General features: G+C 69.2%; 23 protein-coding genes, 1 tRNA gene and 1 other RNA gene. 11 read left to right on the top strand and 14 right to left on the bottom strand.

The features are described from left to right. Window positions 1–7: 7 nt before the first annotated feature. On the top strand, window positions 8–1,015 hold the full coding sequence (locus ACWGSM_RS00735) for a YihY/virulence factor BrkB family protein (RefSeq protein WP_452321082.1): 1,008 nt from the start codon (window positions 8–10) through the stop codon (window positions 1,013–1,015). A 5-nt stretch (window positions 1,016–1,020) separates the two neighbouring features. Here the strand turns inward: ACWGSM_RS00735 and ACWGSM_RS00730 are convergent, their stop codons facing one another. Then, on the bottom strand, window positions 1,021–1,884 hold the full coding sequence (locus ACWGSM_RS00730) for a DUF72 domain-containing protein (protein ID WP_452321081.1): 864 nt from the start codon (window positions 1,882–1,884) through the stop codon (window positions 1,021–1,023). Between the two features lie 95 nt (window positions 1,885–1,979). On the opposite strand from ACWGSM_RS00730, the gene ACWGSM_RS00725 reads away from it, so the two are divergent. Further along, window positions 1,980–2,186, top strand: a complete 207-nt coding sequence (locus tag ACWGSM_RS00725; protein ID WP_452321080.1) for a hypothetical protein — start codon at window positions 1,980–1,982, stop codon at window positions 2,184–2,186. 7 nt (window positions 2,187–2,193) lie between these two features. Here ACWGSM_RS00725 and ACWGSM_RS00720 read toward each other — a convergent pair whose 3' ends face one another. Together ACWGSM_RS00720 and ACWGSM_RS00715 are read right to left on the bottom strand one after the other, a co-directional pair. Further along, a complete protein-coding gene (locus ACWGSM_RS00720; protein ID WP_452321079.1) occupies window positions 2,194–3,459 on the bottom strand; it encodes an alpha/beta fold hydrolase in 1,266 nt (421 codons plus the stop codon). Continuing rightward, window positions 3,459–5,477 carry a DUF262 domain-containing protein gene (locus ACWGSM_RS00715; RefSeq protein WP_452321078.1) on the bottom strand — a complete coding sequence of 673 codons (2,019 nt, stop codon included), beginning with the start codon at window positions 5,475–5,477 and terminating at the stop codon, window positions 3,459–3,461. The genes ACWGSM_RS00720 and ACWGSM_RS00715 overlap by 1 nt, the downstream gene beginning before the upstream one ends. Window positions 5,478–5,648: 171 nt before the next feature. Here ACWGSM_RS00715 and ACWGSM_RS00710 point away from each other — a divergent pair, with 171 nt between their 5' ends. Together ACWGSM_RS00710 and ACWGSM_RS00705 are read left to right on the top strand one after the other, a co-directional pair. Continuing rightward, window positions 5,649–6,422: a hypothetical protein gene (locus tag ACWGSM_RS00710; protein ID WP_101186975.1), complete on the top strand. Its 774-nt coding sequence runs from the start codon at window positions 5,649–5,651 to the stop codon at window positions 6,420–6,422. Between the two features lie 212 nt (window positions 6,423–6,634). Next, window positions 6,635–7,138: a DUF3145 domain-containing protein gene (locus tag ACWGSM_RS00705; protein ID WP_313357983.1), complete on the top strand. Its 504-nt coding sequence runs from the start codon at window positions 6,635–6,637 to the stop codon at window positions 7,136–7,138. Between the two features lie 156 nt (window positions 7,139–7,294). Here the strand turns inward: ACWGSM_RS00705 and ACWGSM_RS00700 are convergent, their stop codons facing one another. The 6 genes from ACWGSM_RS00700 to aceE all read right to left on the bottom strand — a co-directional run bounded on the left by ACWGSM_RS00700 (window position 7,295) and on the right by aceE (window position 14,907). Beyond that, window positions 7,295–8,530, bottom strand: a complete 1,236-nt coding sequence (locus ACWGSM_RS00700) for a beta-ketoacyl-[acyl-carrier-protein] synthase family protein (RefSeq protein ID WP_452321077.1) — start codon at window positions 8,528–8,530, stop codon at window positions 7,295–7,297. 79 nt (window positions 8,531–8,609) lie between these two features. Further along, a complete protein-coding gene (locus ACWGSM_RS00695) occupies window positions 8,610–8,858 on the bottom strand; it encodes an acyl carrier protein (RefSeq protein ID WP_071641880.1) in 249 nt (82 codons plus the stop codon). A gap of 64 nt (window positions 8,859–8,922) precedes the next feature. Beyond that, window positions 8,923–9,921, bottom strand: a complete 999-nt coding sequence (locus ACWGSM_RS00690) for a beta-ketoacyl-ACP synthase III (protein WP_452321076.1) — start codon at window positions 9,919–9,921, stop codon at window positions 8,923–8,925. After that, a complete protein-coding gene (locus ACWGSM_RS00685) occupies window positions 9,918–10,853 on the bottom strand; it encodes an ACP S-malonyltransferase (RefSeq protein ID WP_452321075.1) in 936 nt (311 codons plus the stop codon). The genes ACWGSM_RS00690 and ACWGSM_RS00685 overlap by 4 nt, the downstream gene beginning before the upstream one ends. 108 nt (window positions 10,854–10,961) lie before the next feature. Continuing rightward, window positions 10,962–12,152: a PucR family transcriptional regulator gene (locus tag ACWGSM_RS00680; protein WP_452321267.1), complete on the bottom strand. Its 1,191-nt coding sequence runs from the start codon at window positions 12,150–12,152 to the stop codon at window positions 10,962–10,964. Window positions 12,153–12,180: 28 nt separating this feature from the next. After that, window positions 12,181–14,907 (bottom strand): pyruvate dehydrogenase (acetyl-transferring), homodimeric type, encoded by a 2,727-nt coding sequence (gene aceE / locus ACWGSM_RS00675; protein WP_452321074.1) that lies wholly within the window; start codon window positions 14,905–14,907, stop codon window positions 12,181–12,183. A gap of 154 nt (window positions 14,908–15,061) precedes the next feature. On the opposite strand from aceE, the gene ACWGSM_RS00670 reads away from it, so the two are divergent. Continuing rightward, window positions 15,062–15,134: transfer RNA gene (locus tag ACWGSM_RS00670), tRNA-Val, on the top strand. A 21-nt stretch (window positions 15,135–15,155) separates the two neighbouring features. Here ACWGSM_RS00670 and ACWGSM_RS00665 read toward each other — a convergent pair. The 4 genes from ACWGSM_RS00665 to ACWGSM_RS00650 form a co-directional block, all read right to left on the bottom strand. Continuing rightward, a complete protein-coding gene (locus tag ACWGSM_RS00665) occupies window positions 15,156–15,722 on the bottom strand; it encodes a hypothetical protein (RefSeq protein ID WP_452321073.1) in 567 nt (188 codons plus the stop codon). A gap of 2 nt (window positions 15,723–15,724) precedes the next feature. After that, a complete protein-coding gene (locus tag ACWGSM_RS00660) occupies window positions 15,725–16,873 on the bottom strand; it encodes a zinc-dependent alcohol dehydrogenase (protein ID WP_452321072.1) in 1,149 nt (382 codons plus the stop codon). A 159-nt stretch (window positions 16,874–17,032) separates the two neighbouring features. Continuing rightward, window positions 17,033–18,202 (bottom strand): hypothetical protein, encoded by a 1,170-nt coding sequence (locus tag ACWGSM_RS00655; RefSeq protein ID WP_452321071.1) that lies wholly within the window; start codon window positions 18,200–18,202, stop codon window positions 17,033–17,035. A 63-nt stretch (window positions 18,203–18,265) separates the two neighbouring features. After that, window positions 18,266–19,105, bottom strand: coding sequence for an aldo/keto reductase (locus ACWGSM_RS00650; protein ID WP_452321070.1), 840 nt, complete (start codon window positions 19,103–19,105; stop codon window positions 18,266–18,268). 73 nt (window positions 19,106–19,178) lie between these two features. Here ACWGSM_RS00650 and ACWGSM_RS00645 point away from each other — a divergent pair, with 73 nt between their 5' ends. From ACWGSM_RS00645 to rnpB, 4 genes are all read left to right on the top strand, one after another. Next, window positions 19,179–19,577, top strand: a complete 399-nt coding sequence (locus ACWGSM_RS00645; RefSeq protein WP_452321069.1) for a YchJ family protein — start codon at window positions 19,179–19,181, stop codon at window positions 19,575–19,577. Between the two features lie 9 nt (window positions 19,578–19,586). After that, complete coding sequence (locus ACWGSM_RS00640) at window positions 19,587–20,321, top strand: zinc ribbon domain-containing protein (RefSeq protein WP_452321068.1); 735 nt, start codon at window positions 19,587–19,589, stop codon at window positions 20,319–20,321. 60 nt (window positions 20,322–20,381) lie between these two features. Further along, window positions 20,382–22,091 carry a bifunctional 3'-5' exonuclease/DNA polymerase gene (locus tag ACWGSM_RS00635; RefSeq protein WP_452321067.1) on the top strand — a complete coding sequence of 570 codons (1,710 nt, stop codon included), beginning with the start codon at window positions 20,382–20,384 and terminating at the stop codon, window positions 22,089–22,091. A gap of 14 nt (window positions 22,092–22,105) precedes the next feature. Further along, window positions 22,106–22,478, top strand: an RNA gene (gene rnpB / locus ACWGSM_RS00630) — RNase P RNA component class A. A gap of 53 nt (window positions 22,479–22,531) precedes the next feature. Here rnpB and ppgK read toward each other — a convergent pair. After that, window positions 22,532–23,275, bottom strand: a complete 744-nt coding sequence (gene ppgK, locus ACWGSM_RS00625) for a polyphosphate--glucose phosphotransferase (protein ID WP_313358114.1) — start codon at window positions 23,273–23,275, stop codon at window positions 22,532–22,534. Between the two features lie 68 nt (window positions 23,276–23,343). On the opposite strand from ppgK, the gene ACWGSM_RS00620 reads away from it, so the two are divergent. Continuing rightward, on the top strand, window positions 23,344–23,559 hold the full coding sequence (locus ACWGSM_RS00620) for an SPOR domain-containing protein (protein WP_452321066.1): 216 nt from the start codon (window positions 23,344–23,346) through the stop codon (window positions 23,557–23,559). Continuing rightward, the gene (locus ACWGSM_RS00615) at window positions 23,556–24,899 is read left to right on the top strand and encodes a glutamine synthetase family protein (RefSeq protein ID WP_452321065.1); all 1,344 of its coding nucleotides are present in this window, start codon (window positions 23,556–23,558) and stop codon (window positions 24,897–24,899) included. Before ACWGSM_RS00620 ends, ACWGSM_RS00615 begins: the two co-directional genes overlap by 4 nt. Window positions 24,900–24,903: the final 4 nt, after the last annotated feature.

The raw sequence follows: 24,903 nt of genomic DNA, 5'->3' as shown, positions 1-24,903 counted from the left end.
TGAACCCATGGCCACAGATGCGCGGGACGCCGATGTGCACGACGACGGTGAGCGTCGGGAGGCGACGGCGCTCATCGTGCGGCGTGTCGCGCGAGGGTTCTTCCGCACCTATTGTCCGGATGCCGCGGCCGGGCTGACGTTCTACGCGATCCTCGCGATGTTCCCCGCCCTGATCGCGGCGTTCTCGGTCATCGGCGTGTTCGGTGAGAAGCGCGGTGCGACCGAGGCCGTGCTCGACCTGCTGCGCGAGGTCGCTCCGAAAGACATCGTGCAGGCGCTGCGGCAACCTCTGGAGCAGCTCGCATCGACAGCCGGCGCCGGGTGGGTGATCCTGCTGGCGCTCGTGTTCGCGCTGTGGTCGGTCGCCCGGTACGTCACCGCGCTCGGCCGCGCGATGAACCGCATCTACGGCGTGCCCGAGGGACGGATGTTCTGGAAGGCGAAGCCCGCGCATCTGCTCGTCACGCTGGCCGTGTTCGTGCTCGTCACGATCGCCTGCGCCCTGGCGGCTCTCAGCTGGCCTCTGGCGCAGGCGCTCGGACGATCGTTGGGCGCGGGCGAGGTCGCACTGACGATCTGGCGCATCGCGCGCTGGCCCGCCGTCGCCCTGGTCGTGTGCCTGATCGTTGCGATCCTGTACTACTTCGCGCCGAACGTCGACCACCCGCGCTTCCGCCTGATGAGTGTAGGGGCGCTGGTCGCGATCGCCGCCTTCGCCGCGGCATCCGTCGGCTTCGGGTTCTACGTCAGCAACCTCGCCGACTACGACCGGATGTACGGATCGTTCGCGGGAGTCGTGATCTTCCTGCTGTGGCTGTGGATCGGCAACATCGCCCTGCTCGTCGGTGCGCTGTTCGACGCCGAACTCGAGCGCGTGCGCGAGCTGCGTCGTGGGGTGCCTGCCGAGCGCGACCTGCAGGTGCCGCTGCGCGACACCATGCGCCTCGACAAGACCGCCGAGAACGATGTGGCAGACGAGCGGCTCGCACGCCGGCTGCGTCGCTCGCGCCGCTGAGCGGGTCAACCGTCGCCTGGACCGTCGCCGACCAGACGCGCGAGGGCGACCGCGTCGTGTGGCGCATGGCCGCGGACGTCGTTGTCGAAGTAGACGAAGACGTCGCGGCCCGTGCCCTGCGACGCCCACCGGCGGCACCGCTCCGCCCAGTCCTGGAGCTCGCGGGTCGTGTACCCGCTCGTGTACAGCTCTGACGCGCCGTGCAGCCGCACATAGACGAGGTCCGCGTCGCCGGGCTCGAACCGGGGCCATCTGCTGGCCGTGTCCGCGACCGTGAGGGCGACACCGTGTCGATTCAGGATCTCCGGGAGCCGGGGATCGTCGAAGGTGGCCGAGCGCGGCTCGAGGGCGTAGCGCAGCGGACGATCTTCGACATCCTCCAGCCAGGTGCGATCGCGCATCCTCGCGTCATGCTGCGCACCGAGGGCTTTCGCCTCGGCTGTGCTGCGCGGCAGCCCGGCGAGGAAGGCGTCGAGGACGACAGGGTCGAACTTCTGCCGCTCCGGCAGCTGCCAGAGGATCGGTCCGAGAGTCGGGCCGAGCGCGAGAACACCCGACGCGAAGAAGTTCGCCAACGCGGTGGAGGTGTCGCGCAGGCGCAGCATGTGCGAGATGTATCGAGACCCCTTGACCGCGAAGGTGAAGTGATCGGGCACTGCGTCGCGCCAACGCAGGTAGCTCTTCGGGCGCTGCAGAGAGTAGAACGAGCCGTTGAGCTCGACTGTGGAGAGGTGCTCGCCGATGTACGCCAGCTCGGCACGCTGCACCAGGCCTTCGGGATAGAAGTCACCGCGCCACGAGCTGTACCGCCACCCGGATGTCCCGACGCGGATGCGCGGCGGGGAGGCGGAGCGATCAGGCGGCGTCATCCCGATCACCATAGGCGCGGGCCCGGATCGGCGCGACGGCCTTGACGCGGGAGGGGACTGCGGTCACGCTGGGAATCATCGCGGAGGAGGACGACATGAGCGGTCATCACGACGATGAGAGCATCGGGATCCCCGAGGCGGATGCCGTGGAGCAGAGCCGCGAGGTCGCCGAGGAGCCGCACGATCCCGAGCGCACCACAACCCACCCCCTGCCAGACGGGCTCGACGCCGACCCGGCAGACGTCATCGATCAGAGCGTCGACGTCCCCGTGGACGACGACGAACGCGACGAGACGATCTGAGCGCCGCTCAGCGCACGCGGCGGTCGTGCGCGAGATCGATCAGGCGGGGAAGCACGTCGCCGGCGCGCAGGCCGTTGTGCTCGTGCTCGCTCGTCACCCAGGTGCGCACCCCGGGAAGCAGACGGGCGGTCTCCATCGAGAACTCGTACGGCACGTACACGTCGTCGACGTAGACCGCGGCCGCGCCGACGGCTCCGGATGCCTGCACCGCGGCCGCGTCGTAGATCCGCGGCCACTCGTGCTCCGCCAGCGCGAGGGCGACGTCGCGCCAGGGGCGGAACGCCGGCACCGTCTCCGTCCAGTCGCGGCGGATGTGCTCGCCGGTGAAGAGCGTCGGATCGGCGGCGAAGTCCGCCGGCTCCATGCGCTCCGCCGACCAGCGGCTGGCGTGGCCTGACGCGTAGCTCGACTCGTGGAACACGAAGTAGAGGGGGTTGCGCCCGTCGTACGGCATCGCCGCGGCCAGGTCGTGGCGAAAGGCGTTCGAGGTGGGATCCAGCTCGAGCAGCGACCAGAGCGACTGCCAGCCGTCGTTCGTGCCCAGAGCGGAGCCCGCCGAGCGCAGCCGCGACAGCGAGACCACCTCTCCGTCGGGCAGCGTGAGAGCGCCCGCGAGCGCGAGGTCTGCGAGCCGGCGCATCCGGTCGCGATGCTCGGGGAAGCGCCGGTAGTACCGCTCGGAGGCGTCGCGCATCTTGTCGTAGCAGAGCGCGTACACCTCGTCGGGGGAGCGATCGAGCGTGCTCAGACCGCCCGTGATGTAGACCCGCTCGAGCGATGACGCGTCGGTCGAAAGGTAGGCGAGGGTCGTGAACCCGCCGAACGACTGCCCGAGCACATTCCAGCGCTCCGCGCCGAGATGCTCGCGGAACGCCTCGCAGTCGCGCACGATGGCATCCGCCCGCAGGTGCGTGAGGTGCTCGGCGACCGCCTCCGTGCCTCGCACGAGATCCCCGTCTCCGACCGGCGTCGAGCGCCCCGTCCCGCGCTGATCGAGCAGCACGACACGATGCTCGGCGAGAGCGGCATCCAGCCACGAGGGAGCCGACGGCGAGTGGAACGGCCGGGGTGCCTCGTGTCCGGGACCGCCCTGCAGGAACACCAGGTAGGGCAGATCCTCGCCGCCGTCACGGCTGACGACGGCGGCGAAGACGTCGATCGTGCGCGTGTCGGCCGCATCGCCCCACACCAGGGGGAGGGTGAGGGTGTGCTCTTCGACGGCGAGGTCCTGCATGCGGCGCACGGTGGTCCTGGCGGTGATGGTCGCGGTCATCACATCACGTTCCCTATGTACGAGTACTTCACGAACACCTCGGCGGCGATGCCGCACTCCTCCAGCACGCCCTGCAGGGCCGTCATCATGTAGTGCGAATCCCAGCCCATGTAGAGGAAGTGCGATTCGTCGAGCTCATCCCACTGGCCCTTCCAGGCCATCTCGCCGTAGATCGGGCCGCCGTGCTTCGCGCTGTACGAGAGCGCGGCGGCGCGGTCGTCGGTCCACGCGCGACGGAAGATGCGGTTGAACAGCGCGCGGACGTCCTTGATCTCCCAGTGCTCACCGCGGTACTCGCAGTAGTCGAACTCGCGATCCCATCCGGCGGGCCAGCCGCGCCGGCGCACCGCATCGAGCACGGGGGTGAGCCCGTCGTCGTCGATCTCACCCGCATCCGGCCGGGGCCAGATCCGCAGCAGCTCCGCGGTCAGCCGCACCGTGCGGGCGGCGATGGCCGCCGTGTTCCACGCCGGGATCTCCGCCAGCTCCCTCGTGGCAGAGACGGCGCTGCGGGCGTAGGCGAGATCGCGCTTCTCGGGGAACGACGCGCCGAACACGCGCAGGGTGAGCGAGTCCTCGAGCAGCGTGAGGTTGCCGAGCGTCGGAGTCAGCGCCCGGTGCGCGTTCTGCTCGTCTTCGCTGTACTCGTTCCACGGGCGGATGCCGTCGCCGCTCCAGGTCGTGGCGGGAACAGGCGGGACGATGGTCTCCACGTCGTAGTCGGACAGGTCGTCGACGCCCTCGATCCGTCCGAGCACGTAGGCGGGGTGGGGGAGTTCGCCGTACTTCAGCACCGCGCTGACCCGCTCGTCGGACGGCATGATGCGGCCGATGGCCCGCATCAGCGCGTCGTGACCCTCGCTGCGCGCGCGGCACAGCCGGGCGATGAGACGGTCGGCCGGAAGCCCGACGATCGCGCGGCGCAGGAACAGCGCCTGCACCCACTCCAGCACGTCGATGAGCTGCTCGCGCGGGATGACGCCACGGCGGTGATCGGCGTAGGCGCTCATCACCAGCGGGTACGCGGTGCGTCCGAACGTGTTCAACAGCTCCAGCTGCAGTCGGAGGTCGGTGTCCGACTCGCGAGAGGGATCGAGCAGGATGCCGTAGATCTCGGCGTATTCGCGCCAGACGGCCGCATCGTGGCGGAGGTGCTCGAGATCGAGCCGGGGGAACGACCCGCGGAACGCCGCGTACACGCCGTGCTCGCCCGCCGCGTCGATCTCCCGCCCGGTCGTCATCACGAGGTAGTGGCGCCAGAAGGCGCCAATCGTCTCGCCGGTGTGCTGCTCGATCGGCAGCCAGAACTCCCGCTCGATCCGCAGCTGCTCGGCGTGCGAGAGGCCCATCAGGATGTAGTTGTGGATCAGCTCGTGATCGCGCAGCGGCCGCCCGGTCGAGTTCAGGCTCTCGAAGATCTGCTGAGCGCTGGCCTGGGGTCCGAGCGTGATCGACACGTGCTCGAGACGCTGCAGGCCGCGCCAGATGGCGGGGGCCTCGTCGGCGTGCACCTGGCTGCGGAAGAAGGCGTAGTTGTCGTCGAAGCGCGACTCGCGGTCCGCGTCATCGCGTCGGTCGAGCACCACCGACTCGTAGAGACCGGCCCACTCGTCGTGAGGGCGCAGCTTCGTGCGCGCGGGATCGTCGGCGCGCACGAGCACCCGCTGCAGCTCGGCGGCGAAGGCCGGGTCGCTGTCGCGGACGGCGTGGTGCAGAGCGGCGATGAGCAGCATGATCGTCGTGATCCGCTGCTGACCGTCGATGAGGATCAGGTCGTCATCCGTCGCTCCCGCGGCGTCGGCGGCGGCATCCCGGCCCGAGAGGATCGACCCGATGAAGTGCCGGTGACCGTCATCCTCACCGGCCACCGCCCGGATGTCGGAGAGCAGCTTCTCGCAGCCGCCGATGTCCCATCGGTACTGGCGCTGATAGACCGGGACGACGATGTTCGTCGTCGAAGCGGAGAGCCATTCGATCGTTCCCGTCGCGTGTGCTTCGACATTGGTCGCCGTTGCCATGACTGCGTGATTCCTCCGGATGGCGGGGTGACGAGCCGCCGCATCGAGTCTAGTCCGGGGCGATTTTCTCCGGCCGAGCAGCGGCGGTGCGTTCAGGACCCCGATGTAGGCTTGCCTAAGTAGGGCCTGTTAAAACGTGCTGGCCCATTACGAAAGGACATGACTCAGATCATGGGATACATCAAGTCCGCAGCCCTCGAAGACAAGGGATTCGTCATCCTCGACAGCTACGGCGGGGAGATGGACCCGAAGGAATGGCTCGACATCGAGTATGTCGACTGGAAGTCTTCGGGCGACACCCGCTTCTCGCCTCTCGCCAGCGCGAAGGGCGAGATCGAGTGCAACGGCTTCTGGAACCACAAGCCGCCGCGCACGGACAAGGACGGCGTCTGGATCGACTCGCAGACCGCGATCGCCCCGACCCTGACCGCTCGCGCCAAGGAGCCGGGTGCCAACGTCGGTCGCTGCCGCGTCATCGAGCTGCAGCCCACCCCGTACGGCGAGTGCCTGTACAACCTGCACCAGGACGACAACAACCGCCTGAACCCCGACGGCACCGGCTGGGTCGTGCGCGGGTTCTTCAACCTCACCGACGACAAGGACAGCTACTTCGTCCTGCGTGAGAACCGCACCGACCCGAGCGTCGAGTACCGCATCGCCCTTCCGGCCGGCGCTCAGCTCATCGTCGACACCCAGCGTCTGTGGCACGCGACCACCCACAACGGCACCGAGCCGCGCTACTGCCTCATCACCTCGTGGGAGTCGGGCCCCGAGCTCGACGCCTACATCGAGAAGTACAACGGCACCGACCAGCACGAGCAGGTCGAGGTCGCGCAGGACGTGCTCGAGGCCGGCTACGCGGAGCAGGCCCGGCGGGATGCCGCTCGCGCGGCCTACTACGCCGCGAAGGGCCAGCAGGCCAAGCTCGCGATGAGCGAGGCGTAACCTTTCGACAGGCTCGGGGACCGGCCTTCGACAGGCTCAGGGACCCATCGACAGAGCGGCCCCGGTCACTGCGACCGGGGCCGCTCTGGCATCCGGAATCACACGCTTGTGATTCGCGCGGTTCTGGGCGATAATCGCCGTACAACCGCATAGTTCGCCGCATCTTCGGTTCAGGTCGTAGGGGAAGACGTACCTGATGAAACGGAGAGATCATGGCGACGGGATACGCACGCGGAGTGGTGTTCATCCACTCCGCTCCACGCGCGCTCTGCCCGCACCTCGAATGGGCGGTGGGACGCGCCATCGGTCGTGCCGTCAACTTCGACTGGAGCGACCAGCCCGTGCAGCAGGGCACCCGCCGCGCGGAGTTCTACTGGGATGCGCCTGCCGGCACCGGTGCGGCGCTCGCGACGGCGATCCGCGGCTGGGAGCATCTGCGCTTCGAGGTGTCGGAGGATCCGACACCGGCCAGCGAGGGCGGCCGCTGGTTGCACACTCCCGATCTCGGCATCCACTACGCGCAGACCGATTCGGCGGGCAACATCGTGATCGGCGAAGACCGCATTCGCTATGCGATGGAGATCGCCGCCGGCAACGCGGCCGAGCTGCAGCGCGAACTCGACGTCGCTCTCGGCTCGGCGTGGGATGAGGAGCTGGAGCCGTTCCGGCACGCCGGTGACGACACGCACGTCGTCTGGCTGCACAAGGTCGGCTGATCGGGCCGACGCCGCCGCGCAGGACGTGCGGGCGAGGCGCGAGTAGCGGGATCCGGTGATCGCACCCGGAGACCGGGAAAGCGAATCTCCCGCATCAGACAGAAGCCCCCGCCGGGGAAGGCGGGGGCTTCGTCGTGTCTGTTCGGTTCGGTCGGGTCAGGCGCTGCGGAACGCGACGACCGCGTTGTGACCGCCGAAGCCGAACGAGTTGCTGATCGCGAGCAGGTCGCCCTCGCCCAGCGGCTGCGGCTCGGTGGAGAGCTTGAACGGCACCGCGGGATCGGGCTCGGTCATGTTGATCGTCGGGGGAGCGACGCGGTCGCGCAGCGCGAGGATCGCGAACACGGCCTCGAGCGCGCCCGTGCCGCCGAGCAGGTGACCGGTCGACGCCTTGGTCGCCGAGACCGGGATCTCGTCGATGCGGTCGCCGAACACGCGCTTGAGGGCTTCGTACTCGTTGGGGTCGCCGACCGGAGTGGAGGTCGCGTGCGCGTTGATGTGCGCGACCTCGTCCGGCGACGCGCCGGCTTGGGCGAGGGCCGCCTCGACGGCGCGTGCGGCGCCGGCCCCTTCGGGGTCGTTTCCGGTGATGTGGTACGAGTCGGCCGTCACGCCGCCGCCCACCAGGTAGGCGTAGATCTTTGCCCCGCGGGCGGTGGCGTGCTCCTCGGTCTCGAGCACGAGAGCGGCGCCGCCCTCGCCCATCACGAAGCCGTCGCGATCGATGGCGCCGGGGCGGGAAGCCGTGGCCGGGTCGTCGTTGCGGCGGGAGAGCGCCTGAGCTGAGGCGAACGATGCCATGGTGATCGGGTGGATGGCCGACTCGGCGCCGCCGGCGATCACGACATCGGCGAGGTCGTCCTGCAGGTGCTGGTAGGCGTTCGCGATCGACTCGGTGCTCGAGGCGCACGCGCTGACCACGGTGCGGGCGAACGCCTTCGCGTTGAAGTGCAGGGAGAGGTTGCCTGCGCCGGCGTTCGGCATGAGCATGGGCACGGTCAGCGGCATGACCCGCCGCGGACCCTTCTCACGCAGCGTGTCCCAGGCATCCAGCAGCGTCCAGACGCCGCCGATGCCGGTCGCCCAGTCGACTCCCAGACGCTCCGGGGCGACGTCGGGCGCACCCGCGTCCTCCCACGCCTCGCGAGCGGCGATCATCGCGAATTGCGTCGACGGGTCGAGGCGCTTCGCCTCGTGACGCGGCAGCACCTCTTCGGGACGCACGCTGGCCTCCGCAGCGAAGTGCACCGGGATCTGGTACTTCTCGATCCAGTCGTGCGGCAGGGTGCGGGTACCGGACTGGCCGGCGAGCAGGTTCGCCCAGTTCTCGGGAGCCGTGCCGCCCAGAGCGGACGTGGCGCCGATACCGGTGACGACGATGCGCTTGGTCATGGGAGTCCTTCGTGAGGAGGAGGGATCGGGGCAGGAGGATGCCACACCCCGCGGTCCGCGGGGGTGGCATCCGCGGGTGTCACTCCTGGCCGGCGACGATGAAGTTGACGGCGTCGGCGACGGTCTTCAGGTTCTTGACCTCGTCGTCGGGGATGGTGACGCCGAACTTCTCCTCGGCGTTGACGACGATCGTCATCATCGAGATCGAGTCGATGTCGAGGTCGTCGGTGAACGACTTCTCCATCGTGACCTCGGACGCGTCGATGCCCGTCTCGTCGGTGACCAGCTCAGCAAGGCCGGCGAGGACCTCGTCGTTGGTGAGAGCCATGGTGTTTCCTACTTTCTCGGAATGGGTTGAACCGGTGAACAGTCTAGGGAAGGCGCGCACCCGATCAGGGCAGCACGACCACCTGCGCGCCGAAGACCAGACCGGCGCCGAACCCGATCTGCAGGGCCAGACCGCCGCTCAGTTCGGGGTGCTCCTCGAGCAGCCGGTGCGTGGCGAGCGGGATCGAGGCGGCCGACGTGTTGCCGGTGGTCTCGATGTCGCGGGCGATGACGGTGGTCTCGGGCAGCTTGAGCTGCTTGGCGAACTCCTCGATGATGCGCAGGTTCGCCTGGTGCGGGATGAAGGCGGCGAGGTCGGATGCCTCGATGCCGGCGCGCTCGAGCGCTTCGCGGGCGACCTTGGCCATCTCCCACACCGCCCAGCGGAACACGCTCGGCCCCTCCTGGCGGAGCGTGGGCCACGGAGCCTTGCCGTCGCGGAAGTCGGTGAGGGTGTGGTTCATGCCCACGAGGTCGGACTTCGAGCCGTCCGAGCCCCAGACGGTCGACGAGATGCCGGGCGTCTCGCTCGGGCCGATGACCACGGCGCCGGCGCCGTCGCCGAGCAGGAAAGAGATGCTCCGGTCGGTGGGGTCGACGACGTCCGAGAGCTTCTCGGCGCCGACGACGACGGCGTGGCGGGCGGCTCCGGCGCGGATGAGCGCATCCGCCTGGGCGATGGCGTACGCGTACCCGGCGCATGCCGCGTTCATGTCGTAGGCGGCGGCAGGCGTCGCCCCGATCCGGTCGGCCACGATCGCGGCCACCGAGGGCGTCTGCTTCGGGTTGCTGATCGTCGCGATGATCACGAGATCGATCTCGGCCGGGTCGACGCCTGAGCGCTCGACGGCTTCCTTCGCCGCGTCGGTGGAGAGCTCGATCACACTCGTCTCGGCGACCGCACGGGTGCGGGTGATGATGCCGGTGCGCTGCCGGATCCACTCATCGCTGGAGTCGATCGGCCCGACCAGATCGTCGTTGGGGACGGCGTTCTCGCCGCGCGCCGCGCCGACCGAGTAGATGCGCGTGTAGGCGGGGCCGCTGGCTTGCTTGAGGATGGTCACGAGACTGCTCCGTTCTGCGATGACCCGGCGAGCAGCTCCGCGGCTGCGTCGAGGTCGTCGGGGGTCTTCACTGCGACATTCGGCACGCCGCGCAGGCCGCGCTTGGCGAGGCCGGTGAGAGCGCCGGCAGGGGCGACCTCGATGAATCCGGTGATGTCGGCGGCGGCGAACGCCTCCATGCAGAGATCCCAGCGCACCGGCGACGACACCTGGGTCACGATGCGGTCGAGGGCGGCATGTCCGTCGTCGACGACCGCGCCGTCGCGGTTCGACCAGAGTGTGACTGTCGGGTCGCTCGCCGAGATGGTGGAGACGGCGGCGCGCAGCGTGTCGACGGCGGGAGCCATGTACGAGGTGTGGAATGCCCCGGCGACCTGCAGCGGCATCACGCGCACCGCGCGCGGAGCCCGCTCGGCGAGCTGCGCGAGCGCGGGCAGCGCGCCCGCCGCGACGATCTGCCCGGCGACGTTGTAGTTGGCCGGGGTGAGCTCGAGCTCGTCGAGCAGCGCGAGCACCTCGTCGGCGTCGCCACCGAGCACCGCGCTCATCCCGGTGGGCGTGTGCGCGGCGGCATCCGCCATCGCGCGTCCGCGGATGCCGACCAGGCGCATGGCCTCGTCGGCGGCGAGCACCTCAGCGCCCGCGAGCGCGGCGAGCTCTCCCACCGAGTGGCCGGCGACCCCGTCGGGACGCCGCCGGGCGCGCAGGGTCAGCTGCTCGGCGGCGATCAGCGAGGCGGCCACGATGAGCGGCTGCGCGATGCGGGTGTCGCGGATGGTGTCGGCGTCCGATTCGGTGCCGTGCGCGATCAGGTCGACCTCGGCGGCCTCGGAATATGCGTCCAGCCGTTCGGCGACGCCGTCCAGCTCGAGCCAGGGAGCGAGGAAGCCGGGGGTCTGGGAGCCCTGACCGGGCGAGGCGACGACGATCACCAGACCAGTCTGCCAACGATCGGACGATGGTGGTGGATGAAACATCACAACAATCAGAGAATCGATTGTGCGTGGCGCACATCTCCCGGGCGGTGAGGCTCTGACGACTCAGCGACGCCGCGTCACGGCACGACGCCGGGCAGGCTCTGCCGTGCCGATCGAGCCGAGGATCAGGGCGGTCTGCAGGATCAGGGCCTCGCGTGGACCGGTCGCGTCCCAGCCGATCACCTCGGTCACGCGCTTGAGTCGGTAGCGCACCGTGTTCGGGTGCACGAACAGCTCGCGCGCGGTCGCCTCGAGCGAACGGCCGTTGTCGAGATAGCTCCACAGCGTCGTCACGAGGTCGGTGGAATGCGCCTGCAGGGGGCGGAAGATCCGCTCGATGAGCGTCTGCTTGGCCAGGGAGTCACCGGCCAGGGCGCGCTCGGGCAGCAGGTCGTCCGCCTCGACCGGGCGGGGCGCGCCGCGCCACGCGCGAGCGACCGCGAAGCCGGCGAGCGCCGCACGGGCACTCTGCCCGGCGTCGACGAGGGCGGTCACCGGCGGGCCGAGCACCACATAACCGGGGCCGAACGAGGGCTCCAGGCGCAGCGCGATCTCGCTGAACGGCAGATCCTCGGTCTCGTCCTCTTTGCCGGGCACGCGCGCGCGCCCGATGACGAGCACGAGTCTCGACCCCTGCACGCCGATCAGCACGTCGACGGACATACGCCGGGCCGTGCGTCGCACCAGGTCGACGTCGAACTGCGGGGGCGTCGTGCCGACGATGACGCTGACCTCGCCATGGCCGTGCCAGCCGAGGGCGGCGATGCGGCTGGGCAGCTCCTCGTCGGCCTCGCCCGTGAGGATCGAGTCGACCACGAGGGCCTCGAGTCGGGCATCCCACAGCCCCCGCGCCTCGGCGGCGCGGGCGTACACGTCGGCAGACGCGAACGCCACGTCGCGCGAATACAGCAGGATCGCCTCGCGCAGATCCGCGCCGCGTCCCGCGACGCGCTCCTCGGTGACCTCGACCGTGACGCGGATCAACTGCAGCGTCTGCTGCAGGCTGACGCTGCGCAGCAGCTCACGCGGTGCGGCGGCGAAGATGTCGGCGGCGATCCAGGGGGTCGACGTCGGATCCTCATACCACTGGATGAACGACGTGATGCCGGCCTGGGCCACCAGCCCGACGGCGGAGCGTCGGGCTGGTGGCATGTCGGCGTACCAGGGCAGGGTGTCCTCGAGCCGCTTGATCGTCACCGTCGCGATGTCACCGGAGATCCGGCGCAGCCAGGCGAGCGTCGCGGCCTTGTCCATGGCCTGCTGGGCGGTACTGGTCACGGGTTCAGCTCTCGCCGCCTGCGTTCCCGCTGGTGCCGGCGTTCACGTCGAACAGACGGTACTTCTCGATCGCCTGGCCGATGACCGCACGGTCGATCCTGCCCTCGTCGGCCAGGGCCTGCAGAGTGCGGACCACCATCGACGGACCGTCGATCTTGAAGAAGCGTCGAGCAGCGGCACGGGTGTCCGAGAAGCCGAAACCATCCGCGCCCAGCGTGTAGTACGGGTTCGGCACCCACGGGCGGATCTGGTCCTGCACGGCGTGCATGAAGTCGCTGACGGCGACGACCGGGCCGTCTGCGCCCTGCAGCTTGCGGGTGAGGTAGGCCGTCTGCGGCTCCTCCTCGGGGTGCAGGAAGTTGTGCTCGTCGACCGCGAGACCGTCGTGGCGCAGCTCGCTCCACGAGGTGACCGACCACACATCCGCGCTGACGCCCCAGTCGCGCTGCAGCAGCTCCTGCGCCTCCAGAGCCCACGGCACGCCGACGCCCGAGGCGAACAGCTGGGCCTTGTGTCCCTCGCCCGTGCCCGGCTTGATGCGGTGGATGCCGCGGATGATGCCGTCGATGTCCGCATCCTCCGGCTCGGCCGGCTGCACCAGCGGCTCGTTGTACACCGTGAGGTAGTACATGACGTCGGGGTCGGGGTGCGACCCGCCGTACATCCGCTCCAGACCCGAGCGCACGATGTGCGCGATCTCGTAGCCGTACGCGGGATCGTACGAGACGGTGGCGGGGTTGGTGGATGCCAGCAGCGGCGAGTGCCCGTCCGCGTGCTGCAGACCTTCACCGGTCAGCGTCGTGCGTCCTGCCGTGGCGCCGATGATGAATCCACGCGCCATCTGGTCGCCCGCGGCCCACATCGCATCTCCCGTGCGCTGGTAGCCGAACATCGAGTAGAAGATGTAGATCGGGATCAGCGGCTCGCCCTGCGTGGAGTACGACGTGCCTGCGGCGGTGAAGGCCGCCATGGCACCGGCCTCGTTGATGCCGACGTGCACGATCTGGCCCTGCGGGCTCTCCTTGTACGCGAGCAGCAGCTGGCGGTCGACCGAGGTGTAGTGCTGACCGTTCGGGTTGTAGATCTTCGCGGTCGGGAAGTACGCGTCGATGCCGAAGGTGCGCGCCTCGTCGGGGATGATCGGCACGACGCGGTTGCCGAAGTCCTTCGCCCGGAGCAGGTCCTTCAGCAGACGGACGAACGCCATCGTCGTGGCGATCTCCTGGGTGCCGGAGCCCTTGCGTGGCAGCGCGTAGGTCGACTCCTCGGGCAGCGTGATCGAGGTGTGCGCGGTGCGGCGTTCGGGGATCATGCCGCCGAGGGCGCGACGACGCTCCAGCATGTACTGGATGGTCTCGTCGTCCTTGCCCGGGTGGTAGTACGGGGGCAGGTACGGGTTCTCTTCCAGCTGCGCGTCCGTGATCGGGATCTGCATGGTGTCGCGGAACGTCTTGAGGTTGTCCAGCGTCATCTTCTTCATCTGGTGGGTCGCGTTGCGGCCCTCGAAGTGCGGTCCGAGACCGTAGCCCTTCACGGTCTTGGCGAGGATGACGGTCGGCTGGCCCTTGTGCTCCACCGCCGACTTGTACGCCGCATACACCTTGCGGTAGTCGTGACCACCGCGGCGCAGGTGCCAGATGTCGTCATCCGAGAGGTCCTTGACGAGGGCGGCGGCGCGCTCGTCGCGACCGAAGAAGTTCTCGCGGATGTACGCACCGGACTCGGCCTTGTACGTCTGGTAGTCGCCGTCGGGGGTGGCGTTCATGATGTTCAGCAGAGCGCCGTCGGTGTCGCGGGCGAGCAGGTCGTCCCACTCCCGGCCCCAGATGACCTTGATGACGTTCCATCCGGCACCGCGGAAGAACGACTCGAGCTCCTGGATGATCTTGCCGTTGCCGCGCACCGGGCCGTCGAGACGCTGCAGGTTGCAGTTGATCACGAACGTGAGGTTGTCGAGGCCCTCGTTGGCGGCTACCTGCAGCTGGCCGCGGCTCTCGACCTCGTCCATCTCGCCATCGCCCAGGAAGGCCCAGACGTGCTGGTCGCCGGTGTCCTTGATGCCGCGGTTGGTGAGGTACCTGTTCGCCTGTGCCTGGTAGATCGCGTTGATCGGGCCGAGACCCATCGAGACAGTCGGGAACTGCCAGTACTCGGGCATCGACCGCGGGTGCGGATACGAAGGAAGGGCGTGACCTGCGTGCGACTTCTCCTGACGGAAGCCGTCCATGTCGGCCTCGCTCAGGCGCCCCTCGAGGAACGACCGGGCGTAGATGCCGGGGGAGGCGTGACCCTGGATGAAGATCTGGTCGCCGCCGCTCGGGTGGTCCTGACCGCGGAAGAAGTGGTTGAAGCCGACCTCGTACAGCGACGCGGCGCCTGCGTAGGTGGAGATGTGTCCGCCGACGCCGATGCCGGGCCGCTGCGCGCGGTGCACGGTGATGGCCGCGTTCCAGCGGATCCAGTGGCGGTAGCGGCGCTCGATCTCCTCGTCGCCGGGGAACTCCGGCTCGTTGGACGCGGCGATCGTGTTGATGTAGTCGGTGGTCGGCACCATCGGCACGCCGAGGTGACGCTCCTTCGAGCGCTTCAGGAGGCTGAGCATGATCTCCCGGCCGCGGCCGGGGCCCTTCGCATCCACCAGCTCGTCGAGCGACTGCTGCCACTCTCCGGTCTCCTCTGGGTCGCTGTCCAAAGGTGCCTGGGAGTACGGATCCTGGTCGTGGACGGTCACGTGGAGCCTTTCGTCAAGCTGGCAGGTCGTGCCAAGGAAACGGGATGCGGCGCGGTCGGGCCTTGTCGGCACCGCACAACACGCGCTGTGCTCAGCCTATATCCGTTCGGAAGGACGGGTTCCGCACATTCCACACCGTAGAATCGGGATACCAGGGCCTTTAGCTCAGCTGGTAGAGCGCCACGTTTACACCGTGGATGTCGTCGGTTCGATCCCGGCAGGGCCCACCGTACTCCGCGAGGCGACCGTCAGCGTCGCCGGCCGGCCCGGCCCGCGATTGCGCCGATCAGCACCGCCACCGCCAGCCACGGACCCGCGACGATGAGCGGATCCATCCATGTGTGCCGCAGATCCAGGCGTCCTGTCCCGAACCGCGACCGCAAAGGGTGCCGGTGCGCCTCGGAGAGCACCCCGGTCTGAGTGATCGGATTGTCGGGACGTGTGCTCAGGAACGAGCGGAGGTGGGCGCCCACTGCCTCGACCCGATCGCCGAGCACGAGCAGCAGCCAGCGTGTGTTCTTGGTCTCGCTGAGCCTGTCGTAGGCGAAGCGCCGGATCCTCCCCGAGACGCCGTGCAGCGGCTGCGCGGTGCCGAATACCGGCGGCAGCATCATGTGCTCGATCGAGCGCTCGCGCTGATCCCCGCCCGGTTGACGTTCGGGAAGTCGCCAGTGCGCGCCCGTGTCGCCGATGTCATCCCTCTGCTGCCAGGTGCGGCGGTGCTCGGCGTCGGCGTCGGCTCCCCAGCCGGGGATCCTCGCTCGCAGCTCGTCATTGCTGGGGCTGCGATCGGGCTTCACGGATTCATAAGGCATGCTCAGTCCTCTCCGACGGTGATGATGGGCTTGATGCATCCGTCGAGCTTCGCCGAGAAGACGTGATATGCCTCGCCGATGTCCTCGAGCGTGAAGCGATGCGTCAGGAGCTCTCCCGGATGCAGGTGACCGGCGCGGATGTGCTCGAGCAGTCTCGGCCACTGCCGCGCCACCGGCGCCTGATTGGCTCTGAGGGTCAGGCCCTTGTTCACCACGTCCCCCATTCGCACCGCCGAGACCAGCGGTCCGTACGCGCCCACGACGGAGACGGTGCCGCCCTTGCGGGCGGAATCGATGGCCCAGTTCAGGGCGACGGGGGAGCCACCCTGCAGCTTCAGCTTGGCGCCGGTGACATGCTGCAGCACGCTCCCATCCGCTTCGGCTCCCACGGCGTCGATGACCACGTCGGCGCCCAGACCATCGGTGGCCTTCTTCAACGCCAGCACGATGTCGCTGTGCTCGGCCAGATGCATGGTCTCTGCGTACGCGAAGTCTCGAGCCTTCTCGAGGCGGTGCGCGATGTGGTCAACGACGATGACGCGACCGGCGCCGAGGAACCAAGCCGAACGCGCAGCGGAGAGGCCCACGGGACCAGCGCCGAATACGACGACCGTGTCGCGTTCGGCGATGTCACCGAGCTGCGCGCCGAAGTACCCGGTCGAGAACGCGTCGGTGAGCATCAGCGCGTCCTCGGCCGAGAGCCAATCCGGAATGGTCTTGGGCCCGACGTCGGCAAAGGGAACGCGGACGTACTCCGCTTGGCCCCCGTCGTATCCGCCTGCGGTGTGCGAGTAGCCGTACATCCCGCCCACGGCAGTGGCGTTCGCGTTGACGTTGTGGCAGTTGGAGAACAGGCCTCGCGAACAGAAGTAGCAGGACCCGCAGTAGATGTTGAAGGGCACCATGACGTGATCGCCCGGGGCGAGGTTCTGCACATCCGCGCCGACTTCATGGACGACGCCGACGATCTCGTGGCCGAACGTGTGGCCGATTCGGGTGTCGGGGATCATCCCGTGATAGAGGTGCAGGTCAGATCCGCAGACCGCGGCATGCGTGACCCGCACGATCGCGTCACCCGGATGCTCCAGACGCGGGATCGGCTTGTCCGTCACCTGGATCTTGTACGGGCCCCGGTAGGTCATCGCGCGCATCGGCTTCTCCTCCGTGCTCGAGGTGCCGTCGACGGGTGCCGCGTCCGCGTGTCGGACGTGCCGGGCGGCGATGAGCACCGCTGACGTTAGCGCCAGACCCGAGCGCCGGTGAGGGCGTTGACCCTCAAGCGCCGACGTCCTATCGTGTGACGGCTGAGGTCACTCCTCGAACGTCTGGCCCGGATAAGCGTCGCGCAGCAGAGCTGTCGCATCATCCTGCAGCGCCTGTGTGTCGGCGCGCAGGCGTCCCGCCTCCGCCTCGGCCCGCTCGAGCTCTGCGCGACGGGCGTCGTGCTCGCCCTGAATGCGATTCAGATCGTCCTCGCGGTAGGCGAACGACGCCTCCCACGACATCGTGACGGGCTCGCCGTTCCGCGGCGTGAGGGTGACTCTCCACCGCTCTCTCTCCTCGGGGCCCGTCGCGTCGAACGCCGCCCGATCGCTGTCCAATTTCGCCACGGCCTCGGAGAGGGCACGGGCATCCGCCTCCAGCTGAGCGCGGGTATGCGCGTTCGTCTGCTCGGCGTCGGCCACCTCCTCCCAGGCCTGGGCGACCGCCGCGCGAACCTCGTCCAGCACGGCGACGGCGTGTCGGTGCGTCTCGACGAGAGCAGCGCGATCGGTGATCGTGCGTGCGTAGATCTCCTCCAGCTCGACGGGGAACCCGATGTCGGGGTGCACCTGCGAGCCGAGGTAGGCGAACTGCTCGGTGGCCCGCTTCTCGTCGTCGCCGTTCATCGAGGCGGCGATCTGATCGTGAACGGGGTCGTCGGAGGGAACCCGAGCCGTCGCCGTGGACACGAGCTCGGCCACAAGCGTCTTCTCCTCCGAGGACATGCGCGCGTACACCGCGTGCAGCAGTTCGTGGGCTGCCGTGGTCACCATCGACTGGGCGAGTCGCTCGTCGGTGGAACGGTAGATGAAGATCCGATCCTGGGCGCGCGACTGCTCGAGGCCCGTGAAGCAGCCCAGCGTGGACTCGTTCCCGGGGTCGTGGGACTCATCTCCGCAGAGCTCGGCGATCTCGCCGGCGTCGGCATATCGCGGCTGCGTGAAGGCGAAGACCTCCCTGCCCTCCGCGGTCAGCATCATCCGGTCGGCGAGGTCGGCGAACTCCGCGCTCAGCGGCGGTGCAGGTGCGGCAAGCGCGGGGAAGATCCGCTCGAGCAGCGGCTCGTCGGCCTTCGCGTCCAGCGACATCAGCCACAACCCGCCGACGGTGCCCGCAGCGAGCACGACGAGCACCGCTGCTGTGCTGATGCGCCCGACGACGGATCGTCGCCTGCGGGAGGCGTGGCGGCCCATCGGCGCCTGTTCGAAGAAGGTCATGCCCGCATGGCGGGATCGGACCGGTGCAGGGCCTCCCGGAGAACGGTCAGGGGCATCCGGACCTCACATCTCCTCGTGCGTGGCCGGGTCGCCGTCGAAGAGCCGCCCGTCTGCGCGACCGAGCCCGGTGATCGCCTCGACCTCGGCGGCGTCGAGCACGACGGACGCCGCCTCGAGATTGGTGCGCTGATGCTCGGGTGAAGAGGCCTTCGGAATCGACACGGTGCCTCGGGCGACATGCCAGGCGATGATCGCCTGCACCGGGGAGATGCCGTGACGTTCGGCGATCTCGACGATCACGGGCTCATCGAGCACCTGCCGTGCACGGCCGAGCGGCGACCACGCCTCGGTGAGTATGCCCCGCTCGGCATGCAACGCGAGCGCCTCCTGCTGCGGGAAGTAGGGGTGCACCTCGATCTGGTTCACGACGGGCCGCACGCCCGTCGCCGTCTCGATGCGCTCCAGGTGCTCGGGAAGGAAGTTGGACACGCCGATCTGGTGGACGGTTCCGCGCTGCTGCGCGTCGACGAGGCCCCGCCAGGCCTGCTCGTACCGGCCGGTGAGCGGGTTGGGCCAGTGGATCAGGTGCAGGTCGGTGACGTCCAGCCCGAGCCGGAACCGGCTCTCCTCGATGCTGGTGCGCGCCTGGAGGGTCTCGTGGTGCCGGCCCGGCAGCTTCGTGGTGACGATGATCTCGGAGCGGTCGATTCCGGATGCCCGTACTCCGGCGCCCACGGCGCCCTCGTTCTCGTAGTTGAACGCCGAGTCGATCAGGCGGTAGCCGAGGCGGATCGCCGCGGCGACCGACTGCGCGCCGGCCTCGCCGTTGAGCCGGTACGTGCCCAGTCCCACGGCGGGCAGCTGGAATCCGTTGTGAGCGGTGAAGACGGGAACAGCGGTCATGGGGTCCTCCGGGTCGTCGGTCAGCCCCAGCCTACGGCCGGGTCCGCGGGCGGTCGCGTGTCAGCATGGATGCATGTCGAGACCCGCGAGCGATGAGCGATGCCCCTGCACGAGCGGAGACGTGTTCGGGTCGTGCTGCGGCCCGGTGCTGGCATCCGGATTGGCGCCGACCGCCGTGCGCCTGATGCGATCCCGGTTCACGGCGTTCGCGACAGCCGACGCGGAGCATCTCCTGCGCACCTGGCACCCGTCCACTCGCCCGAACCGGCTCGATCTCGACGATGGCATCCGCTGGCAGCGCCTCGACATCCTCGATCAGAAGCACGGCGGGCCGTTCGACGACCGCGGCGTGGTCGAGTTCGAGGCCTTCTATCGTGATGAGCACGGGCGAGGCACGCTGCGCGAGCGCGGTCGTTTCGTGCGCGAGGGCGGGCTCTGGCTGTACGTCGACGGTGTCATCTTGACGGACTAGATTTGAGGGGTGAAAGCCAGCCCTGAGCACCAGCGCCGCCTCCTCGACATCGCCGACCTTGATCGGAAGATCGCGCAGGCGGAGCGCGCCCGCACCACCCCCGCGCAGGGTGCCCGCATCAACGAGCTCGCCGCTCTGCGCCAGCAGCAGCTGGGCGAGCTGACCGGACTCGCCGGGGTGCTCGACGACGCGAACGCCGAGCTGAGGCGGCTGGAGTCCGACGTCCACCTCGCCGCGCAGCGGCGCGACAAGGATGCGGAGCGGCTCGCCGTCGCCACCGACCCGAAGCAGGCGCAGGCGCTCGAGAACGAGATCGAGAGCCTCGGCCGGCGCATCACCATGCTCGAGGATTCCGAGCTCGAGGTGATGGCGCGCGTCGAGGAGGCGCAGGCAGCTGTCGACGCCCAGCAGGCGCTGATCGACCAGACCCAGTCCGAGGGTGCGCAGCTGACCGCGGCCGCGAAGGCCGACATGGCTGCCGCAGCAGCGGAGGGCGAGCACCTGACCCGCGATCGTGCGGCCCTGACCGAGAGTGTGCCCGCCGAGTTGATCGCCGAGTACACCCGTCGCGCCGCGCGCGGCGGCATCGGCGTGGGTCTGCTGCGCCGGCGGATCTGCGAGGGCTGCCAGATGATGCTGGCCGGCAGCGAGCTGGGCGCCGTGCGCGCAGCGGCCGACGACGACGTCGTGTCGTGCCCGGAGTGCGGGGGGATCCTCGTGCGCACCGACGAGTCCGGTCTGTGACGACCGACCGTCCTCTCGGCGCGGGCGCCGACGTCGGACGCGGGTGATAGACCGGATGCCGTGACCCCTGCAGCAGAGCCGCCGCATGCCCTGGTGGGGCGAGCCCGGGGTGGCGGGTGGGTCATCGCCGTGCATGCCGACGGCGGGCCGCTGACCACCGAGGTCTCCGACCGTGATCTCGTGCCGCAGGTGCGCGAGATGGAGCAGCTGCTGTCACCGCGGTGGACGGTGCGGAGCCTGCGCACCTTCTATCCGCCGCTGCTCGCCGCGGGGGTGCGGCTGCGCCGGGCGCACGACCTGCTGCTCTGCCACGCGATCCTGCGCGACACGGCATCGCTGTCGCATGCGCTTGCGCCGTCGGGCCGCTGGCTGCGCACCGACGACGTCGACGACGCCTCCGCACCGCCGAGCCTGTTCGATGTGGCCGCGGTGAGCCCGGAAGGCGACGAGCACATCGACGAAGTGAGCGCGCAGTGGCGAGCGCAGCTGACGGCACTGGCTTCTGCGCCCGACTCCCGCCTCGCGCTGCTGTGCGCAGCCGAGTCCACGGGCGCCCTCATCGCGGAGGAGATGACGGCGGCAGGGCTGCCGTGGAACACGGTCGCCCACAACAGCATCCTTGAGCGGCAGCTCGGATCCCGTCCGCTGCGCGGTGCGCGACCTGCGCGCATGGCGGCGCTGGCCGCTGAGGTCGGGCGCTGTCTCGATGACCCGAGCCTGAATCCCGACAGCCCGCCCCGCCTGCTGCGTGCGCTGCACCGCGCCGGCGTGTTCGTCGACTCCACCTCGCGATGGGAGCTGTCGCGTGTCGAGCATCCGGTGGTGGCACCGCTGCTGGAGTACAAGAAGCTCGCCCGGCTGTTCACCGCGAACGGGTGGGCGTGGCTCGATGACTGGGTGCGCGACGAGCGGTTCCGCCCGGTCTACCTCACCGGCGCAGTGGTGACGGGACGCTGGGCGTCATCCGGGGGCGGTGCGTTGCAGATTCCTCGTCAGCTGCGCAGCGCTGTGCGCGCCGACCCCGGCTGGACCCTGGTCGACGCCGACGTGGCGCAGCTCGAGCCGCGCGTGCTCGCCGCCATGTCTCGCGACACCGCGATGGTCGAGGCCGCGCGTGGGCGCGACCTGTACGAGGGTGTCGTGCGCTCGGGAGCGGTCGCGACGCGTGACGAGGCGAAGTACGCGGTGCTCGGAGCCATGTACGGCGCGACCACGGGAAAGAGCGGACAGCTCGTGCCGAGGCTGCGTACCGTGTACCCGCGGGCGATGGGGCTTGTCGACGCCGCGGCGCGAACCGGCGAGCAGGGCGGGGTGGTGAGCACGCTGCTCGGCCGCAGCTCGCCCCACCCCGACGACGCGTGGCGCCTCGCCCAGTCGCGGGCCGGCGGGCCCGACGCCGCGGGGGCCGAGGAGAGCCGTGCACGCAGCTGGGCGCGCGATCGCGGACGCTTCACCCGCAACTTCATCGTGCAGGGCACGGCAGCCGAATGGGCGCTGCTGTGGCTCGCCGAGATCCGCCACCGTCTCATGGCGCTGCCAGCGGCATCCGTGCCCGCGGCGGCATCCGGACCGATCTTCCGCGACCGCGCGCATCTCGCGCTGTTCCTGCACGACGAGGTGATCGTGCACGCTCCCACCGAGCAGGCGGAGATTGTGACGGGCATCCTCCGTGATGCCGCGGACGCGGCCACCGCCCGGCTGTTCCCCGGCTTCGCCATCGACGTCCCCCTCGACGTGCACGTCGCGGTGGACGCCGCGAAGGACGCGTAGAATCGAGGGGCGAGTGGGTCGGCCGGACGGCCGCGTGGCGCGTGAGCGCACCGAGGAACGTCCGGGCTCCACAGGGCAGGGCGGTGGGTAACACCCACCCGGAGTGATCCGCGAGACAGTGCCACAGAGAGAAGACCGCCCGTCCGACCCGCAAGGGCCGGAGGGGTAAGGGTGAAAGGGTGGTGTAAGAGACCACCGGGGAGCGCGGTGACGCGCTCTGCCAGGTAAACCTCGCCCGGAGCAAGACCAGACAGAGGACGTTGACGCGGCTCGCCGAGTCCTCGGGTAGGTCGCTGGAACGACACGGCAACGTGTCGTCGAGAGAGATGGCCGTCAAGGGAGCGAAGAACTCCTGAACAGAACCCGGCGTACAGGCCGGCCCGCTCGCCCCGAACAAAGGAAGGCCCGGTCGACGACCGGGCCTTCCTGCTGCGTGCTGATCAGTCGACGGACAGTGCCGCCGCACCGATGATGCCCGAGGCGTTGCGGTGCACGGCAGACACGATCGGGGTCCGCAGATCGAGCAGCGGCAGGAACTTCTCGGGGTGCTTCGACACCCCGCCCCCGACCACGAACAGATCGGGGCTGAACAGGAACTCGACGTGCGAGTAGAACTCCTGCAGCCGCGCCGACCAGTCCTCCCACGACAGGTTCTCGCGCTCCATCGCCGAGTACGCGGTCCAACGCTCGATCGACTCGCCGTCGCGCTTGAGATGCCCGAGCTCCGTGTTCGGCACGAGCACGCCGTTGTACAGGAAGGCCGAGCCGATGCCGGTGCCGAGCGTCGTCATGATGGTGAGGCCGCGCGCGTCGCGGGCAGCACCGTGACGCGCCTCCGCCACGCCGGCCGCGTCGGCGTCGTTCACGAACGTGATGCTGCGGCCCAGTCCGCTCTCGAAGAACTTCTCGGCCTCGAAGTCGACCCACTCCTTCGAGATGTTGGCCGCCGAAAGGGTCTTGCCGTACTTCACGATCGCGGGGAACGCCACACCCAGCGGCAGCGTCGACTCCGCGACGCCCAGGGTGTCGAGCACCTCGCGCACGGTCTCGACCACGTCGGCGGGGTGCGCGCCCTCGGGCGTCGGCACGCGCACGCGATCCGAATCCAGTGTGCCCGTGTCGAGGTTGACGATGCCCGCCTTGATGCCCGTTCCGCCGATGTCGACGCCGATTGCCTGTGCCATGGCGAATAGCCTAGCGATGCACGACCCAGCGATTAGGATCGTGACGAGATCCCGACGAAGGAGCTGACATGTCCGACGGCGACGAGAAGTACTGGTACAACCTCAGCACCGGGGAGGTCGAGTTCGGCATGCAGTCCGCATCGGTCGACCGGGTCGGTCCGTTCGACACCCGCGAGGACGCGGCTCGTGCCCCCCAGACCCTGCGCGAGCGCTCTCGCGCGTGGGCCGAGGAAGACGCGGCCGACGATGCGTGGGGCTCCAGCGCGCACGAGTCCGGCCAGTGAGGGTCGACAAGCAGCGCGATTTCGTGCTGCGCACCATCGAAGAGCGTGGCGTCAAATTCGTCCGGCTCTGGTTCACCGACGTCATCGGCACGCTCAAGTCGGTGGCCATCGCCCCCGCTGAGGTCGAGGGCGCGTTCGCCGAGGGGATCGGCTTCGACGGCTCGGCGATCGAGGGGCTGACTCGCACCTACGAGTCCGACCTGCTCGCGCAGCCCGACCCGACGACGTTCCAGATCCTGCCCTGGCGCGGGGAGATCGACCCGACCGCCCGCATGTTCTGCGACCTCACCACCCCCGACGGCCGCCCCGCCGTCTCCGACCCCCGCAACGTGCTGCGGCGGGCGCTCGCGAAGGCGGCAGACGCCGGATTCACGTTCTACACGCACCCCGAGATCGAGTTCTACCTGCTGAAGTCCTCGCAACTCGGCCCGGAGGGCCCTGTTCCCGCCGACAGCGCGGGCTACTTCGACAACGTGCCGGGCGGCACGGCACACGACTTCCGCCGCAGCGCCGTGCGGATGCTGGAGGACCTGGGCATCTCGGTGGAGTACAGCCACCACGAGGGCGGCCCGGGGCAGAACGAGATCGATCTGCGCTACGCCGACGCGCTGACGACCGCCGACAACATCATGACCTTCCGCACCGTGGTCAAAGAGGTCGCGATCGAGCAGGGCGTGTACGCGACGTTCATGCCGAAGCCGCTGAACGACCACCCCGGCAGCGGCATGCACACACACATGTCGCTGTTCGAGGGCGACGTCAACGCGTTCTACGAGGCCGGCGCCGAGTACCAGCTCTCGCTCACCGGACGCCGGTTCATCGCCGGTCTGCTGCGTCATGCGAACGAGATCGCCGCAGTCACCAACCAGTTCGTGAACTCGTACAAGCGGCTCTGGGGCGGCGACGAGGCGCCGAGCTTCGTCACCTGGGGTCACGCGAACCGCTCCGCGCTGATCCGCGTGCCGATGTACAAGCCGAACAAGGGCCAGTCGACGCGCATCGAGTACCGCGCGCTCGATTCGGCGGCGAACCCGTATCTCGCCTACGCGCTGATGCTGGCAGCCGGCCTCAAGGGCATCGAGGAGGAGTACGAGCTGCCGCCGGAGGCCGAGGACAACGTGTGGTCGCTCAGCGACTCCGAGCGCCGCGCTCTCGGGTACGCGCCCCTGCCGGCCAGCCTCGACCACGCGCTCGAGTACATGCGGGACTCCGAGCTGGTCGCCGAGACGCTCGGCGAGCAGGTCTTCAACTACGTGCTGCTGAACAAGCAGAAGGAGTGGGAGGCCTACCGCGGCCAGGTGACGCCGTTCGAGCTCAAGAACAACCTCGGGCTGCTCTGAGGCG

Source organism: Microbacterium sp. NPDC055521 (assembly GCF_053619695.1).
Note: the sequence above shows the minus strand (reverse complement) of the source record. Positions and strands in the feature narration are given on the sequence as shown.